The organism is Rhizobium sp. SRI_017 (genome assembly GCF_057586295.1).
This window is the reverse complement of the sequence record NZ_JBYCZP010000007.1, coordinates 1-15,835: the sequence shown is the minus strand read 5'-3', so window position 1 is coordinate 15,835 and position 15,835 is coordinate 1. Positions and strand designations below refer to the sequence as shown.

The 15,835-nt window shown below is 60.0% G+C and carries 14 protein-coding genes, 1 pseudogene and 1 riboswitch; of the genes and pseudogenes, 4 read left to right on the top strand and 11 right to left on the bottom strand.

The window, feature by feature from the left end; translation table 11 throughout:
• Window positions 1-167: 167 nt before the first annotated feature.
• From thiD to AC2YI2_RS16575, 7 genes are all read right to left on the bottom strand, one after another.
• Window positions 168-956 (bottom strand): bifunctional hydroxymethylpyrimidine kinase/phosphomethylpyrimidine kinase, encoded by a 789-nt coding sequence (gene thiD, locus AC2YI2_RS16605; protein WP_487387608.1) that lies wholly within the window; start codon window positions 954-956, stop codon window positions 168-170.
• Complete coding sequence (locus AC2YI2_RS16600) at window positions 953-1,558, bottom strand: thiamine phosphate synthase (protein WP_487387607.1); 606 nt, start codon at window positions 1,556-1,558, stop codon at window positions 953-955. Before AC2YI2_RS16600 ends, thiD begins: the two co-directional genes overlap by 4 nt.
• Entirely contained in the window at window positions 1,555-2,328 is a 774-nt protein-coding gene (locus tag AC2YI2_RS16595; protein WP_487387606.1) for a thiazole synthase, read from the bottom strand. Before AC2YI2_RS16595 ends, AC2YI2_RS16600 begins: the two co-directional genes overlap by 4 nt.
• Before the next feature lies 1 nt (window position 2,329).
• Window positions 2,330-2,527, bottom strand: coding sequence for a sulfur carrier protein ThiS (gene thiS, locus AC2YI2_RS16590; protein ID WP_487387605.1), 198 nt, complete (start codon window positions 2,525-2,527; stop codon window positions 2,330-2,332).
• Window positions 2,524-3,516, bottom strand: a complete 993-nt coding sequence (gene thiO / locus AC2YI2_RS16585) for a glycine oxidase ThiO (RefSeq protein WP_487387604.1) — start codon at window positions 3,514-3,516, stop codon at window positions 2,524-2,526. Before thiO ends, thiS begins: the two co-directional genes overlap by 4 nt.
• Before the next feature lies 1 nt (window position 3,517).
• Window positions 3,518-5,326 (bottom strand): phosphomethylpyrimidine synthase ThiC, encoded by a 1,809-nt coding sequence (thiC, locus tag AC2YI2_RS16580; protein ID WP_487387603.1) that lies wholly within the window; start codon window positions 5,324-5,326, stop codon window positions 3,518-3,520.
• A gap of 93 nt (window positions 5,327-5,419) precedes the next feature.
• A riboswitch (TPP riboswitch) is annotated at window positions 5,420-5,540 on the bottom strand.
• A 386-nt stretch (window positions 5,541-5,926) separates the two neighbouring features.
• Window positions 5,927-6,712: an alpha/beta fold hydrolase gene (locus tag AC2YI2_RS16575; protein ID WP_487387602.1), complete on the bottom strand. Its 786-nt coding sequence runs from the start codon at window positions 6,710-6,712 to the stop codon at window positions 5,927-5,929.
• A 144-nt stretch (window positions 6,713-6,856) separates the two neighbouring features.
• Here AC2YI2_RS16575 and AC2YI2_RS16570 point away from each other — a divergent pair, with 144 nt between their 5' ends.
• Entirely contained in the window at window positions 6,857-7,327 is a 471-nt protein-coding gene (locus AC2YI2_RS16570; RefSeq protein ID WP_487387601.1) for a MarR family winged helix-turn-helix transcriptional regulator, read from the top strand.
• Window positions 7,328-7,368: 41 nt separating this feature from the next.
• Here the strand turns inward: AC2YI2_RS16570 and AC2YI2_RS16565 are convergent, their stop codons facing one another.
• Both AC2YI2_RS16565 and AC2YI2_RS16560 read right to left on the bottom strand, forming a co-directional pair.
• Window positions 7,369-9,753, bottom strand: a complete 2,385-nt coding sequence (locus AC2YI2_RS16565) for a 1-deoxy-D-xylulose-5-phosphate synthase N-terminal domain-containing protein (protein ID WP_487387600.1) — start codon at window positions 9,751-9,753, stop codon at window positions 7,369-7,371.
• Window positions 9,754-9,824: 71 nt separating this feature from the next.
• Window positions 9,825-10,844, bottom strand: coding sequence for a 1-aminocyclopropane-1-carboxylate deaminase (locus AC2YI2_RS16560; RefSeq protein ID WP_487387599.1), 1,020 nt, complete (start codon window positions 10,842-10,844; stop codon window positions 9,825-9,827).
• Between the two features lie 143 nt (window positions 10,845-10,987).
• On the opposite strand from AC2YI2_RS16560, the gene AC2YI2_RS16555 reads away from it, so the two are divergent.
• Together AC2YI2_RS16555 and AC2YI2_RS16550 are read left to right on the top strand one after the other, a co-directional pair.
• Window positions 10,988-11,464, top strand: coding sequence for an Lrp/AsnC family transcriptional regulator (locus tag AC2YI2_RS16555; protein ID WP_487387598.1), 477 nt, complete (start codon window positions 10,988-10,990; stop codon window positions 11,462-11,464).
• A 153-nt stretch (window positions 11,465-11,617) separates the two neighbouring features.
• Window positions 11,618-11,789, top strand: a pseudogene (locus tag AC2YI2_RS16550) (IS6 family transposase); the annotation flags it as partial.
• Window positions 11,790-11,803: 14 nt separating this feature from the next.
• Here the strand turns inward: AC2YI2_RS16550 and AC2YI2_RS16545 are convergent.
• Together AC2YI2_RS16545 and AC2YI2_RS16540 are read right to left on the bottom strand one after the other, a co-directional pair.
• Entirely contained in the window at window positions 11,804-13,057 is a 1,254-nt protein-coding gene (locus tag AC2YI2_RS16545) for an ATP-binding protein (protein WP_487387597.1), read from the bottom strand.
• 1,163 nt (window positions 13,058-14,220) lie between these two features.
• Complete coding sequence (locus AC2YI2_RS16540) at window positions 14,221-14,442, bottom strand: hypothetical protein (RefSeq protein WP_487387596.1); 222 nt, start codon at window positions 14,440-14,442, stop codon at window positions 14,221-14,223.
• 451 nt (window positions 14,443-14,893) lie between these two features.
• Here AC2YI2_RS16540 and AC2YI2_RS16535 point away from each other — a divergent pair, with 451 nt between their 5' ends.
• Window positions 14,894-15,295 carry a DUF1236 domain-containing protein gene (locus AC2YI2_RS16535; RefSeq protein WP_487387595.1) on the top strand — a complete coding sequence of 134 codons (402 nt, stop codon included), beginning with the start codon at window positions 14,894-14,896 and terminating at the stop codon, window positions 15,293-15,295.
• Window positions 15,296-15,835: the final 540 nt, after the last annotated feature.

Here is a 15,835-nt window from a genome sequence, read left to right as displayed (position 1 = left end):
ACAGTGGCTGTGGCCGCTGAATCTGAACAACACGCATCCAGATGACGAATACAGTTCCTTCTGCGTGGTCGTGCGGTGTCGGTGCTACCGTCGCCCAGATTTGGCCAGCGGTTCCACTTGAGCGGGTCGCGGTTCCACACCGTCAAATCATGGCCCGCCGCCGACAGTCAGCTCTCGACAGGAGCGGGCTCCAGATTCGATAACCGACCGCCCTCCGCATCGAACTTCTCGTCCACGAAAGCCTTCGCCCGGATAACGGCTGCCTGGATCTCGTACCCTAGAGCCAGATGAGCCGCGATAGCGCTCGACAGCATGCAGCCCGTCCCCCGCAGGGAGGCATCGCGCCTCAGAGATGCAAAATGCCGTTGCGGCTCCCTGCTAGCGAACAGCGTGTCGATCGATCTTGGTCCTCCGGCATGCCCGCCCTTCACCAATACTTTCGCCGGACCCTTGTCGAGCAACCAGGCGACCTGGCCGGCAATCTCGATATCGGAGCGAGCTGTGCCAGCGCCCGTGAGAATGCCGAGTTCCGGAAGATTCGGCGTCACCAACGACGATACCCGCAATAGCCTTCGCCGCAGACTTTCGATGCCCGCATCCGAAAGCAGCCGGGCGCCCGATGTACTGGCGATTACGGGATCCAGAACGACGGGAATGGTTTCGTATTCGGCCAATGCACCCGCAACAGCCGCCACAATCTCGGCTGTTGCCAGCATCCCGATCTTGATGGCCGCGATCGGATTCGCGTCTAACGCCGCCCGCATCTGGGCAGCGACCAAAGCAGCGGGCATGGCTTCCACCGCGATGACCGCCGCATTTGTTTGCGCCGTCACGGCCGTCAGTGCCAGTGAAGCGCGGACGCCGAAATGGGACAGCGTGGCGATGTCCCGCGCAATGCCGGCACCACCGGAGGAATCCGAGCCGGCAACGACAAGCACGTACGGCGGGCTTCTCATCGCCATCGTTCCGTGAATTCGATCCATGCCCGGGTTCTCTCTTCGGGATCGGCGTTCTGCGTGATGTCGGTGACCACGGCCGCGCTGTCGGCGCCCACGTCGAACACACCTTGCAGCCTTTCGATGTTCAGCCCGCCGATCGCGACGAGTGGCCGCGGCGCGACGTGTCTTTTCCACGTTGCGAGCCGCTCCAGCCCATGGGGCGCCCATTTCATCTGCTTGAGGGTGGTTGGATAAACGGGGCCGAGTGCGACATAGTCTGGACCGGCGGCGAGTGCGGTCTCGAGTTCGGCATCGTCATGCGTCGAAACGCCGAGCTTCAGGCCGGCCGCGCGGATGGCCTTCACATCGGCATCCGCGAGATCCTCCTGTCCAAGGTGGACGAAATCGCAACCCTCCTCGATGGCAAGCTGCCAGTAGTCGTTGATGATCAACTGGCAGCCATGCGGGGCGCATATGGCCCGCGCCTTGCGGATCTCGGCACGCAGGATTGCGTCGGGCCTATCCTTGATCCGCAATTGCACCAACCGGACACCCACGGGCACCAACCTCTCGATCCAACCGGCACTGTCGACGATCAGGTAGAAGGGATCGAGTTTCATGCGAACACCGCCTTGCCAATAACAGGGGTTGACGGAACCGCCATGTCCCGCGGTTCGAGCGGTCCCGCGCGATAAGCATTGTGGCCCGCTTCGATGGCTTGCGCGAAAGCCGCAGCCATCAGGACCGGATTATTCGCTCCCGCAACCGCAGTGTTGAGAAGGACTGCATCGTAGCCGATCTCCATCACCTGGGTGGCATGCGACGGGCGGCCGATGCCCGCATCGACGATTAGCGGCACATCAGGGAAGTGAGCACGCAGGGATCTCAGAGCCATCATGTTGACCGGTCCTATCGCCGAGCCGATCGGCGCGCACCACGGCATCAGCACTTCGCAGCCCGCCTCCAGCAGGCGTTCAGCGACGGTGAGATCATCGGTTGTATAGGGGAACACCTTGAAGCCTTCGCCGCAAAGAATTCTCGCCGCCTCCACCAGCCCGAAGACATCAGGTTGCAGCGTGTCATGATGCCCGATCACTTCGAGCTTGATCCAATCAGTGCCGAAAAGCTCGCGCGCCATTTTCGCCGTCAGCACGGCCTCGGACACCGAATGGCACCCCGCCGTGTTCGGCAGCACACGCACACCGAGCGTGCGGATCATTTCGAAGAAGGTTCCTCCCGCCTTGCCGCCGGCGGCTTCACGCCGGAGGGAAACGGTAACGATCTCTGTTCCGGAGCGCCGCACCGCCTCTTCGAGGGTCGCCGGGCTTGGATATCGTGCCGTGCCGAGAAGCAGTCGCGAGCCTGTTTCGGCTCCATAAAAAAGAGCCATCTCACCCTCCCTGAAGCGGTGTCAGAACTTCGATCCGGTCGCCCTCATAGAGGTGGTGGGCGGCGCGATCCTCGCGATGGACCAGTTCCCCGTTCACGGCGGTGGCCAACCATCCACCCTCGTATTCCAGAAGGGTCAGGACATCGGTCAGCGTCGCGGCCTCGAGGTGTTGATCTTCCCCGTTGACGATCAGTCTCATGGCGTTGCTCCCATTCTCGCTTGTCTCATCCTCGCCTCCGTCAGCCTCTCGCCTACCCGTCGGGCCATGGAGGGCGCCAGCAGAAAGCCATGACGATAGAACCCGTTCACATGCAGCACGCGTCCCACCTGGAGCACGCGCGGAAAATTGTCCGGAAATGCGGGCCGCACGCCAGCCCCAGTCTCAAGCACAGTCGCTTCGCCGAAAGCGGGATGAAGCGCATAGGCCGCATTCAGAAGCTCCAAGAGGGAGCGCGCCGTTGGCGGCCGATCCGTTTCGCTCTCGATCATCGTGGCGCCGACCATGAACCGGCCGCGCTCGCGTGGAACGACGTAGATCGGGTGGCGCGGATGGAGCAGCCGGACGGGCCGGGAGAGCACAACCTCGTCGGTTTCGAGATAGAGCATCTCGCCGCGGACGCCGCGCAGCCGTTCCAGCCTGCCGATCGCGGCAGCACCGGTGCAATCGATCACATGATCGAAGTCGCCGGGCGGAGCGTTGTGTCCCGCGCCGAAGTGAAACCTGACACCACGTGACTGCAGCGAACTCTGAAGCGCCCGCAAAGCACGCCGCGGATCGAGATGCGCTTCGCCATGAAAGAAAAGGCCCCTGCGGAAGCGCCCTGAGAGCGCAGGCTCCAGCTCGGCTAGGCCTCCTTCATCCAGCCATTGATATTCCGATGTGAGGGACGCGAAACGGGCAAGTTCGCTCATGTCACGAGACTGGGCGACGACCAGCGTTCCCCTCCGCACCACCTCACCTGCCGCTGCCGCTTCCCACCAGTCGGCCGCCATCCTGCCTTCATCGAGCACCCGCGAATCCGCGCTCTCGCGCTCGCACCACGGCGCGAGCATGCCGGCGGCCAGCCATGAAGCGCCGGCGCCGATTGCCGGCGCTGTTTCCGCGACATCCACTGCAAAACCCTGGGAAACGAACTCATGCGCCACGGCAAGGCCGGCAACGCCGGCCCCCTTTATCAGCGCGCGCATGTCACTCTCCCACTGGCATGTAGAGATCGCCGCCGGCACGATATTTCGCGGCCATCGCTTCGAGTCCCTCCTTCTGTGCTTCGGCGCGAATGTCGTGCGAGATGCGCATGGAGCAAAATTTCGGGCCGCACATCGAGCAGAAATGCGCCACCTTGTGTGCTTCCTTCGGCAGCGTCTCGTCGTGGAAGGCGCGTGCGGTGTCCGGGTCGAGCGAGAGATTGAACTGGTCCTCCCAACGGAACTCGAACCGCGCCCGTGACAATGCGTCGTCGCGAAGCTTTGCAGCCGGATGACCCTTGGCGAGATCGGCGGCATGCGCCGCGATCTTGTAGGTGATGACGCCGGTCTTGACGTCGTTGCGATCGGGCAGGCCGAGATGTTCCTTCGGGGTGACGTAGCAGAGCATCGCCGTGCCGAACCAGCCGATCATTGCCGCACCGATGCCGGAGGTGATGTGATCGTAGCCCGGCGCGATATCGGTCGTCAGCGGCCCGAGTGTATAGAAGGGTGCCTCGCCGCAGATAGCGAGCTGCTTGTCCATGTTTTCCTTGATCTTGTGCATCGGCACATGGCCGGGGCCTTCGATCATCACCTGGCAATCCTTCGCCCAGGCGATCCGGGTGAGTTCACCGAGTGTTTCGAGTTCGGCGAATTGCGCCGCATCGTTGGCATCGGCGATAGAGCCCGGCCGCAGCCCGTCACCGAGCGAGAAGGACACGTCATAGGCTCGGCAGATGTCGCAAATCTCTTCGAAGTGCTCGTAGAGGAAGCTCTCGCGGTGATGATGTAGGCACCACTTGGCCATGATCGAACCGCCGCGCGAGACGATACCGGTGACGCGATTGACGGTCAGCGGGATGTAGTGAAGCCGGACGCCGGCATGGATTGTGAAATAGTCGACGCCCTGCTCGGCTTGCTCGATCAGCGTGTCGCGATAGACCTCCCAAGTGAGATCCTCCGCGATGCTGCCGACCTTTTCCAGCGCCTGGTAGAGCGGCACGGTGCCAACCGGAACCGGCGAATTGCGGATGATCCAGTCGCGGATGTTGTGGATGTTGCGGCCGGTGGAGAGATCCATGATGGTGTCGGCACCCCAGCGGATCGCCCAGACCATCTTGTCGACCTCTTCGGCCATAGACGAGGTGACGGCGGAATTACCGATATTGGCGTTGATCTTGACCAGGAAATTGCGCCCGATGATCATCGGCTCGCTCTCGGGATGATTGATGTTGGCAGGAATGATCGCCCGGCCACGCGCGACCTCCTCGCGCACGAATTCGGGTGTCACGAAATCGGGAATCGCGGCGCCGAAGCTCTCTCCATCGCGGACGATCTGCTCTCTGATGGCCTTGCGGCCGAGATTTTCCCGGATGGCAACGAATTCCATTTCCGGCGTGATGATCCCGGCCCGGGCGTAGGCCAGCTGTGTCACTGGCCTGCCGTCCAGGGCCTTGAAGGGACGATTGTGCACCGGAAATTCCGGTGTGAGGCGATCACCCGAAACGAAGCCGTTGTCTTCCGGCCTGACCGCGCGCGCCTCACAGAACCCCACGTCTCCACGGGCCGCGATCCATGCCTCGCGCAGTCGTGGCAGGCCGGCTTCGATGGCCACGACATGGGCAGAATCGGTATAGGGCCCGGACGAATCGTAGAGTGTCACTGGCGGCTCACCCGATGTCGGATGAAGTGCGATCTCGCGCATCGGCACCTGAAGGCCAGGGTGGATCTTGCCTCCAACAAACACCTTCCTCGCCGCGGGAAGCGGGCCTGTGGTGACTGTGGGGGATTTGAAGTTTTCGGCAATGTTCATCGTGAGGCTCCAAAGTTTTCGCATTGGAGACCCAGTCATCAAGCCGGAATGATGGAAGAACGCCGATACGGATTCATGGTGAGAATCTGCGTGTCGTCAGCGCTTGCACCGTCCCTACGCCAGTATGAACTGGATCAGGTTCAACGGGTCACTGCGCTTGCGAAATCGCTCAGCAGAATCTCAGCCCCTTGTCGGGACACCCCTGGTGAATGGATCAAATCTATTTCGCAAAGAGGCGCCCGGTCAAGGGCGAACTGCTCCTGTGCTTGATTTCAAGTCTCCCTCCACACTGAGGAGATTCGAACGGTAGACACCGCAATTTACGCCAGCCCGGAGCTAACCTGCCCAAGAAGCAAGAGCGGAACTATTTCCGCTCTCGAGTTAAGGAACGCGCAGTTTGATTGATGAGGCTGAACCACGGTTCGCGTCAGAGAGGAGACCATACTCCCGCCGGAAAATGCTTAATGGCTCAATATGTCTTGCTGGTCCAACGGCGTCCCTTCTGGCGATGCGTTGGGGTATCGGATACAGCGACCTGACCAGGCGTCGTGACACTGGCAGGCGGCTTTTGCGCCGCCTGCTTTGCATTCGGACGAAGTATCACCGGGCGGCTTGCTGCGTGCTCTTCGCGGCCTTGTCAATGACGTCAGCGATGACCTTCGGCTGAGTCATGAACAGTGCGTGGCTGGCATCAACCTCCGTGACCTTTGCGCCAATGCGCTTGGCCATATCCTGGAGCATCCGCTGGTCGAAAGCCTTGTCCTGGCGAGCGATAACGGCCCAGCTCGGCTTGGTGCGCCAAGCGGCATTCTCGAGCTTGACGCCGAAGGCCGACAAATTGATCGGCACCTGCGAGTCGCGCAGGAAAGCGGCGTCTTCATCGGTCGTGTCGGCGGCAAAGCCGGCCTTGAACGTGTCCGCCTTGATGAAGCCGAAACCATCGGCTGTCGGTTCGATCACGAATTCCGGCGGTGTCGTGTAGCCTTCATACTGCTGCGCGGTGGTCTCGCCGGCGTCCGGTGACAGGGCGGAGACATAGACCAAGCCGGCTACCTTTGGGTCAACGCCCGCCTCAGTGATCATGACGCCGCCCCAGGAATGACCGACGAGAATGGTCGGGCCGTCCTGACGTTCGATCGCTCGCTTCGTGGCGGCGACATCGTCGGCCAATGAGGTCAGCGGATTCTGGACAATGGTAACCTTGTAGCCACGCTGAGTGAGATTGTCATAGACGCCGCGCCAGCCGGATCCATCGGCGAAAGCGCCATGGACGAGAACGACATTCCTGACAATCTGGCTGTCGGGGATCTTTTCAGCGGATTGGGCGGATGTGGCGGCAGCGATGCCGATTGCCGCCGTGGCGGCGATGATGGTGCTGGTCTTCATTTGCTCTCTCCTTGCTTTATGCGACAAATGTTATCGCGATAATTATCGTCTATCGATTGCCTTCACGCCTGTCAACCATAATTGTTATCGCGATATATCTTTTCACGAAAACGTTAGCTATATGTTGGGCCAAAGGAGACTTCCATGGCCCGACAGAAATCAAACGACCCCGTGCCGCTCGACAACCAAGTGTGCTACGCCATCTATTCCGCAGGCATGGCGATCCAGAGGCTTTACAAGCCCTGGCTCGACGAGCTCGGCCTGACATATCCGCAGTATCTCGTGCTCAATGTGCTCTGGAAGGAGGACGAACAGACCGTGGGTCACATCGGCGAGAAACTCGCCCTTGAATCGAGCACCCTGACGCCCTTGCTCAAACGGCTGGAAGGCGCCGGCCTCCTGCGCCGCACGCGCAATCCGGAGAACGAACGTCAGGTGGTCGTGGCGCTGACCGACCAGGGCCGCGCGCTGAGATCGAGAGCCGGCTGCCTGGGCGATGCGCTCCTGAAAACGTCCGGGCACACGTCGGGTCAACTCGGCGATCTCAACCGCCAGGTCAGGCAATTGCGTGACGGCATTTATGAAAAGCTGGGCAGTTGGACTGCACCATCTTGATCCGAGGTGCCAGGCTCGGCGTCGATTGTGCCTTTGACGTGTCATGGGAAGAGCAAAACCTCGTACGCTGCGGCCCGCTTGCCTGATGTGAGCGCCATCACCGAGGCGGCAATGGAATTCCGGTCGATCCGGAAATGCCGGTAAAGGTCTCCGATCGTCCCCGTCTGTCCGAAATGCTCGACGCCATGCGGGATGGTCCGATGGCCCGCCACGGCCCCGAGCCAGGAGAGCGTCGCGGGGTGTCCGTCGATCACGGTGACCACCGCGCAATGGTCGGGCAACGGATCGAGGAGGCTTTCGACATGGCTTTTGGCGCGGGCATTGCCACGGGCGCGTTCGCGCTGCGCCGCCGTCCAGCCGGCATTGAGCCGGTCGGCCGAGGTGACGGCGAGCACGCCGATATCACGCCTGTGCTCGCCGATCATGCCGGCCGCGGCAATGGCCTCGTCGGCCACCGCACCCTGATAGGCGATGACGACCGAGCAGTTCGGCCCGGGCTTTCTGAGCCAGTAGGCGCCGTCGATGGCGCCCTGCCGAAAGTCGTCGTCGACCCGCTTCAACGGTTGTTCCAGCGGCTTGGTGGTGAGCCTGAGATAGACCGAACCGCCGGTCTCATCGCGCAACCATGTCCGCTCGTCTGGATCGTTGTCGCCGTCGCGCTGGAGATAGTCGAAGGCCCATTCCATAATGACGCCGAGCTCATCCGCGAAAGCTGGCTCGAAGGCCGCCAGTCCATCCTGGCTCATGCCGATCAGCGGGGTGCCGATGGACTGATGCGCGCCGCCCTCCGGCGCGAGCGTCACGCCCGAAGGTGTGCCGACGATCATGAAACGGGCGTCCTGATAGCAGGCATAGTTCAGCGCATCGAGACCTCGGCAGACGAAGGGATCATAGACCGTGCCGATGGGAATCAGCCGCTTGCCGAACAGCGAATGGCTGAGCCCGGCAGCACCTAGCAGCAGGAAGAGGTTCATCTCGGCAATGCCGAGCTCGACATGCTGGCCCTCGGGTGTGAATTCCCACTTCGCTGTCGAGGCAATGCGGTGCTCGATGAAGGCGTCGGCGGCCGGCTTGCGCGCGAAAAGTTTGCGGCGGTTCACCCACGCCCCCAGGCTGGTCGTGCCAGTGACATCGGGTGATGTCGTCATGATGCGTTCGACGAGTGTTGACCCGCCCTTGGCGAAATCGTCGAGAATCTTGCCGAAGGCGAACTGCGTCGAGATTTCCCTGCTGGAGTCGAGTTCGATCCGCGGCACGTCCAGCCGATGGTCGCAATAGCGCCTTTCGCCTTCCGCGAAGAACGGCACCGAAGCGAGAAACATCTTGAGTGCGGCGCGATCGGGCACGCCGGCGAAAGGCTCCCATTCCTCGCCTGGCGCGATGCCCATGAAGGCCTGCCAGTCGGCGAATTGCTTTGATGTCATCAGCCCGCCGTGATTATCCTTGTGTCCGGCGATAGGCGTGTTCCAGCCTTTGATCGTATAAGCGAGGAAACAGGTTGGACAGTCATGGTCGATGGCGGCGAAGATCTCGGCCATGGTCGCCACGCAGTTGCCGCCGAGATTCTCCATCAGGGCCGAAAGTTCGGCATCGCTTCGTCGATCGATGAGAGCGGTGACATCGCCCTGGTCGCCGAGATCGTCGAGCAGCCGCTTGCGCCAGACCGCGCCGCCCATGAAGGTCAGTGCCGAATAGTCCTGGTTGGAGCAGCGGTCGATCCATTCGCGCAGCTTGCCGCCGCCCGGCTCCTCGAAGGCCGCGCGCTGCAGAACTCCATATTTGACCCGGACCACGTCCCAGCCGAACGTCTCGAAAATCTTCTCGACACGTTCGAACAGGCCGTCGCGGACGATGCCGTCGAGCGACTGGCGATTATAGTCGATGATCCACCAGCAATTCCTGAGATCATTCTTCCAGCCTTCTTGCAGCACCTCGTAGACATTGCCCTCGTCGAGTTCGGCGTCACCCACGAGCGCGATCATGCGGCCGAGTCTGCCCTGCCCCCAGGCCTTGGCACGGACGAAGTCCTGGACGATCGAGGCGAGCGCCGTGATCGCGACGCCGAGGCCCACCGAACCGGTCGAAAAGTCGACGTCATCGATGTCCTTGGTCCGGCTGGGATAGCTCTGCGCCCCACCAAGTGCGCGAAAATTCTCGAGCTTCTCCCGCGTCTGCCTGCCCATCAGATACTGGATCGCATGGAACACCGGCGAGGCATGCGGCTTGACCGCCACGCGATCTTCCGGCCGCAAGGCCGAGAAATAGAGCGCCGTCATGATCGAAACCATGGAGGCCGAACTCGCCTGATGTCCTCCGGTTTTGATGTTGTCGACCTTCGGTCGAATGTGGTTTGCATAGTGGATCATCCAGTGGGAGAGCCACAGAAGGCGCTGTTCGATGGTCCTGAGAGGCGTCGTGTCGCTCATGGTCATTGTCCGTTGCGGATCGGCGGCGGGAAGGCAATGGGTCCGGATCGGCGCTTGCTCGGGCAGCCGGCTCAGCCGTCCTTATAGTAATAACTGTAACCATTGAGCGCCGGAGCGCCGCCTAGATGGGCGTAGAGCACCCTGGAGCCCTCGGGGAAGAAGCCCTTGCGCGTGAGGTCGATCATCCCCTGCATGGATTTACCCTCATAGACGGGATCAGTGATCATCGCCTCGGTACGTGCGGCCAGACGGATCGCCTCGTTGGTGTCTTCCGAGGGCACGCCATAGGCGGGATAGGCATAATCCGGGTTGATGACGATCTCGCTTTCCCGGACCGCGCGGCCGAGCCCGACAAGTTCCGAGGTCGCATCTACGATGTTGCGCACCTGGTCCCGCGTCTGCTGGAGCATACCCGACGCGTCGATTCCGATTACCCGTTCGGCCCGATCTTGCGCCGCAAAGCCGACAACCATGCCGCCCTGGGTCGAGCCCGTGACGACGCAGACGATGATGTAGTCGAAGGTGAAGCCGAGTTCCTTCTCCTGCGCCGTGACTTCTTCCGCAAAGCCGACATAGCCGAGCGCGCCATATTTATGCACCGATGCGCCTGCCGGGATCGCGTAGGGTTTGCCGCCTGCATACTTTACCGACTGGATCGCATCTTCCCAGCTCTGGCGGATGCCGATATCGAAGCCGTCATCGACCAGCCGGCTGTCGGCACCCATGAGTCGGGTCATCAGGATATTGCCGACACGATCGTAGACAGCATCGTAATGCGGCACCCACTTTTCCTGGATCACCACGCATTTCATGCCGATCTTGGCAGCCGTCGCCGCCACCATGCGGGTATGGTTCGATTGCACGCCGCCGATCGACACCAGTGTGTCGGCCCCAGAGGCGATGGCGTCCGGCACGATGTATTCGAGTTTCCTCAGCTTGTTGCCGCCCATGGCGAGGCCGGAATTGCAGTCCTCGCGCTTGGCGTAGATCTCGACCTTGCCGCCCAGCGCCGCGGTCAGCCGCGGTAGGTGCTCGATCGGCGTCGGGCCGAAGGTGAGAGGATAGCGTTCAAACTTTTCCAGAAGTGACATCGATCATGGCCCCCGTGCCGATTTTCTTGCCGAAGGCTAATGGAATTCTTGTGAAAGGTGCTCTCTAATTTTGTTGCGAAATTTCCTCTGGGGAGATAGATTTTCGAAGTCTAAATTCAATTCTTCAATCTATCTGGCCAAAAATGAAAGATTCTTCCACTGAGGATTTCGACCGTATCGACCTCAAGATCCTGCGCGCCCTGCAATCGGAGGGCCGGCTCAGCAATGCCGACCTCGCAGAGCGGGTCAATGTCAGCGCCGCAACCTGCCATAGGCGCACTCAGCGGCTATTCGACGAAGGTTACATCAGCGGCGTGCGTGCAGAAGTCGCGCCGGCGGCCGTCGGTCTCGGCGCGCTCGTCATGGTCGGCGTGGTGCTCGATCGCTCGACGCCGGAGAGTTTTGGGGCCTTCGAGGGCGCGGTTATGGAGATGAAGGAAGTGCTGGACTGCAATCTTGTCGCAGGCGACTTCGACTATCTCCTGAAAATCCGCGTCCGCGACATGGCCGACTTCAACAAGCTGCACGGCCAGAAGCTCATCGCCCTGCCCGGTGTGCGGCAGACCCGGACTTTCTTCGTGATGAAGGAGGTCAAGGAGAATGCGCGACTACCTTTCTAGGCGACGTTAGGAGCCCTTACTGAAGCGTCTGGTGGTTCCATTTTAGCACGGTGAATGGCGCGGAATTGGCAACCCACCTATTTCGCAGTTCCAGCAGTTGATAGAATACGAAGGGCAGAAATAGCCGGAGCACGGGAGTAAGGTTGACCCCCAAGCACTCATCAGCCAATTCGGCGGCGAGAGCGGATCCGAAGCACTTCAGTCAAGGCGCGGTCTACAAAGCTCCGTTCCCATCCATGCTGCGATTGTCAACCTGTTCCACATCCCACGCCACGACATCTCTTCCAACAACCATCGCGAATTGCGCGCAGACGCTCGCGCATGGGCGATGCCCACAGCTTACATGGTCCATAGGAGAGATAGCGGTGCGGCTTGGAGCTTTTCTCCAAACGGTGTCACGCGGTCATGGTCATGCAGGACCAGTCCACGCACGAAGCGTTCGCCGACGGCGTCCTGCAACTGGCGTAGCCCTCGAAAATCGTCGGACTTCACTGTTGCGGATGCTTTGACCTCGATTCCAACGATCCGGCCACGCCGATCTTCGATCACGACATCGACTTCATCGCGGTCCTTCGTCCGGTAGTGCGAGAAGGATAAGCGCCGGTCTGACCAGGATTCCAGCTTCAGTAGCTCTGACACGACGAAGCTTTCGAGCAGTGGGCCAAATCGGGTCTTGCTATCTCGAAGCGCATTCGCTTCGTCTTCCCGCAAGGCGGCGAGCAATCCCGTGTCGAGGAAGTGGAGTTTCGGCGTCTTGACCAGCCGGTTCAAACGGTTGTTCGACCACGGCACGAGTGTCCGGATAAGATAGAGGCGCTCGAGAATGGCCACATATTTCTGGGCGGTGATGCTCGACAATCCGAGTGCAGCGCCGAAGCTGCTGTGATTGACCATTTGTCCGGCGTGCTCCGCAAGAACATCGAGCAATCGTGGAAGCCGATCCAGTTGATCGATGCTTGCGATATCGCGCACATCGCGATCGAGGATCAAATTCACGTAATCTTGCAGCCACGCAGTCCGCCGGCCGTGCGTCGTCCGGCGCAGAACTTCTGGATACCCGCCGCGTAGCACTGTCAGCATCAGGTCGTCGCCAACAACGGTATCCTCTGCGACATAAGGCTCTTCTCCGGCAAACAACCGATCCAGCAGACGACCCGGGGTGGACCGGATTTCCGATTGTGCAAACGGCAATAAGGGGACGACTGCCAAGCGACCCGCAAGCGAGTCGGCAATCGCCGGAATTGTCGCCAGATTGGCGGAACCCGTGAGCAGGAACCGCCCCGGCTCGTCATCGCGATCGACGCTTTCCTTGATCGCCAACATCAATTCGGGCGCCCGCTGTACCTCATCGATTACGGCCCGCTTAATGCCCCGGATAAAGCCGATTGGGTCAGTCCTCGCTGCATTGAGCGAACCGACGTCGTCCAGGGTAATATAGGGACGGTCGGAACCAGAGAACTGGCGCGCAAGGGTCGTCTTTCCGGCTTGTCGCGGTCCGGCAATCAGGACGACACGGGTGTCGGCAAGCGCCGTCTCAACGATAGGCCGGGCCTTGCGATCAATTAATGTCTTCAGAAGGGGAGTGTCGATCATCGACTATCTTTAACCGAACTCTCGGCCAATTTAAAGTATGATCGCGTCTGATTTTAAATCACGTTCTGGCTAACCGGTATAGCGTGGGGACGGCGTCATCTGCGCGGTTTTCCATGCTGCGAGCTGCCTTAATGCCGTATAATTTTCGCGCTCCGCATCTTCGCCAGCACGATACCAGTTGATCAGGGTTTGGACGACGAACGATGCGCAGATCGTGAATCCGTGAGCCTTTGGGCTGTCCCTCCAGCCGGAACCCGACTTGCCGAGATAGTTGCCAGAACACGCGATGCACGTATTGATGCAGCAATCTGCCGCCCTGCTCGGCGACGAAGAAATAGGGGCTGCGTGGCGTACCAAGGTGTGGGTCGCGCCGGGCGGCATAGTCCGACAGCACAGCGACTGTCGCGGCATGCATGTGTTTCGGCGCGGCTTTTGACCCACTACCGGCGCCGAACGTGGACCCCGTCCGATGCGGAATTAGTGATAGCGGCACAACGCGCTAGAGAGCGCGGGCCGGGGTCAATCTTCCGAGGCGAAAGGGTTAAAGTCCAGCGCCTATTCACACCTCGCGCAGGATAGTCTTATAGACCCGCTGCAGCATTTCCAATTCGTTAGGCTCCAAAGTCATGTTCCAGCGGAACAAGGCTATTCCCCCTCTGTGAGCTCGTCTGTAGTTTTGCAGACTTGGGCTCGTAACGCCCGCGCAAGCTCGCCATAAATCAAGGCCGAGTAAACATAACCCGGCTGTTAGCCGGGCAATAGACGCCAATATCCCTCTAGAGGGAACTTTCAAGCGCTTCAGTCGTTTACGATCCGATCGACAAAGGAGAGAGCCGTGAATCAGATCATTTGGATTGTAGGCGCCGTCGTAATCGTACTGGCGATTTTAGGGTTTTTTGGCCTTCGTTGAGGCTTCCCCGTGAATGCGAATGATGCGTACGTCATCTAAAGCCATTAGCCGCCGGATTCCCGGCGGCTTTCTTCTTAAAAGGCCAAAGGTGCTCTAACCCCGGTTCATTGGCCAAGCGCCTGAAGCAGCAGCGTGGCGTAGCAAGTCGTGCTAATCAGCGCGAAGATATAGGCGGCGTAACTATCAACCTCATCCATCGACAAATCTCTTTTGGGTGGCGTGCCTGCCACCGGGTTACGGGCACGCTTGAGGGTTAGTCTACGTTGATCGAACCCTTGATCGTGACGTCCGGATCATTGTCTTCCCGGATGATGACCTTCTTCTTCTTGATGATCAGGTCGGGGTCCTGCTTCTCTTTGATCACGATGCTGTTGGTGGGTTCCGGATCGGTCTGACGGATGATCACGTCGTCGGCGAAGGCAAACGACGCAGACGCGAGAGCTCCAGCGCATGCCATGATGACTGTCTTCTTCATTATCATTCTCCTTGGTTGGTCTCGGTAATGGGAAACGAACGCAAGGTTCTAGGAAATGTTCCGCACCTAAAAACTGGAAGCAGAATCCTTGGCATCTCAACCGGAGGTCCCTGCTAAATTATGACACGCCAGTTCAAGATATTGAATTAACACCAAAATCAGGAAAATTGCGGAACCCTTTGAGTCGGCGGGACTTGTTTGACCAAACAGAGGATGACCTGATGAACGCCGACAACCACACTCCCAATCTGCGGGCCCTGGCGCTCACTGTAACTCTTCTCTGCGCAATCACAGCGACCCTACTTGTGACCCAGGTGAGCCTGAGCTCTTCGGCAGACATGGCCGGCTATGGGATCGACGCGCCCACTACACAGTGGGCCCAGGGTTATGGCCGATAACAAGCCCTCCTTTACATGCCATGGCACTATCACCCACCGAAAAGGACTTAGAGATGAAGAAGATACTTTTAGCAGCGACGTGTATCGCCGTTTCGGCCGTTTCGCTCCCGGTTTACGCCGATGATGACGCTGCCATCGTGACAGGCGCAGGGGGAGCCGTAACAGGTGCTATCGTCGGCGGCCCCGTGGGAGCGGTCATCGGTGGAGCTTTGGGCATGATCGCCGGAGCCTCACTCAACCCGCCGCCGAAGGAAGTGGTCACATATATCGAGGAACGCCCCGCGCCCGCTCAAAAGTATGTCGTCAAGGAAACGATTGTCGTTGGAAACACCCTGCCGGATGACGTGGTGCTGGAAACAGTGCCCGATAACGACGCCTACGCCTACACGGTCATTAACGACCGCCGAGTCATCGTTCAGCGGGATAACCGCGCGATTGTGAAGATCATCGAGTAATCAGGATATGGGCGCTCCGCATGCTGCGCGCTCTGAAATGGTTGGCGAAGATGGGGAGGCTTTCGGGCCTCCCCATCATTCTGAAGGAGTATTGATATCAGCGCATCTCTACCCAGAAAGCAGACAGGGAGCCTAGCGTTGGCAGCCAACGAATGGGGAGAATTGAGATGGAATGTTGGTCCGGTCAAACGAGAAGCCGAGCGGTCGAACTCGGCATAATACTGCATCTCTGCCCGCAAAGTCGCGATTTGGCGTCCGGACCCTTGGTAGGCGACCGTGTCATCTTACAAATCGCTGTTGACGAGCTGGCTGGAACAATAGCCAGCGCCGACGACGCTTCGTTATCCCTTGAATTAGATCAAGGCCATACGCTCGAACTGGCGCCCGTACCAGCCGGACATCCGGCACACGGCGAATTTGCCTCGCCAGGAAACCCTACTACCGTCTGGCGGATTTCAGCGATTCAATGAAGCCGCTCGCGGCTGGATGGGCTGCTTGGTGAGGTCAAAGGTGTCTGCGCGGTCATGTCCGGGAAACGAC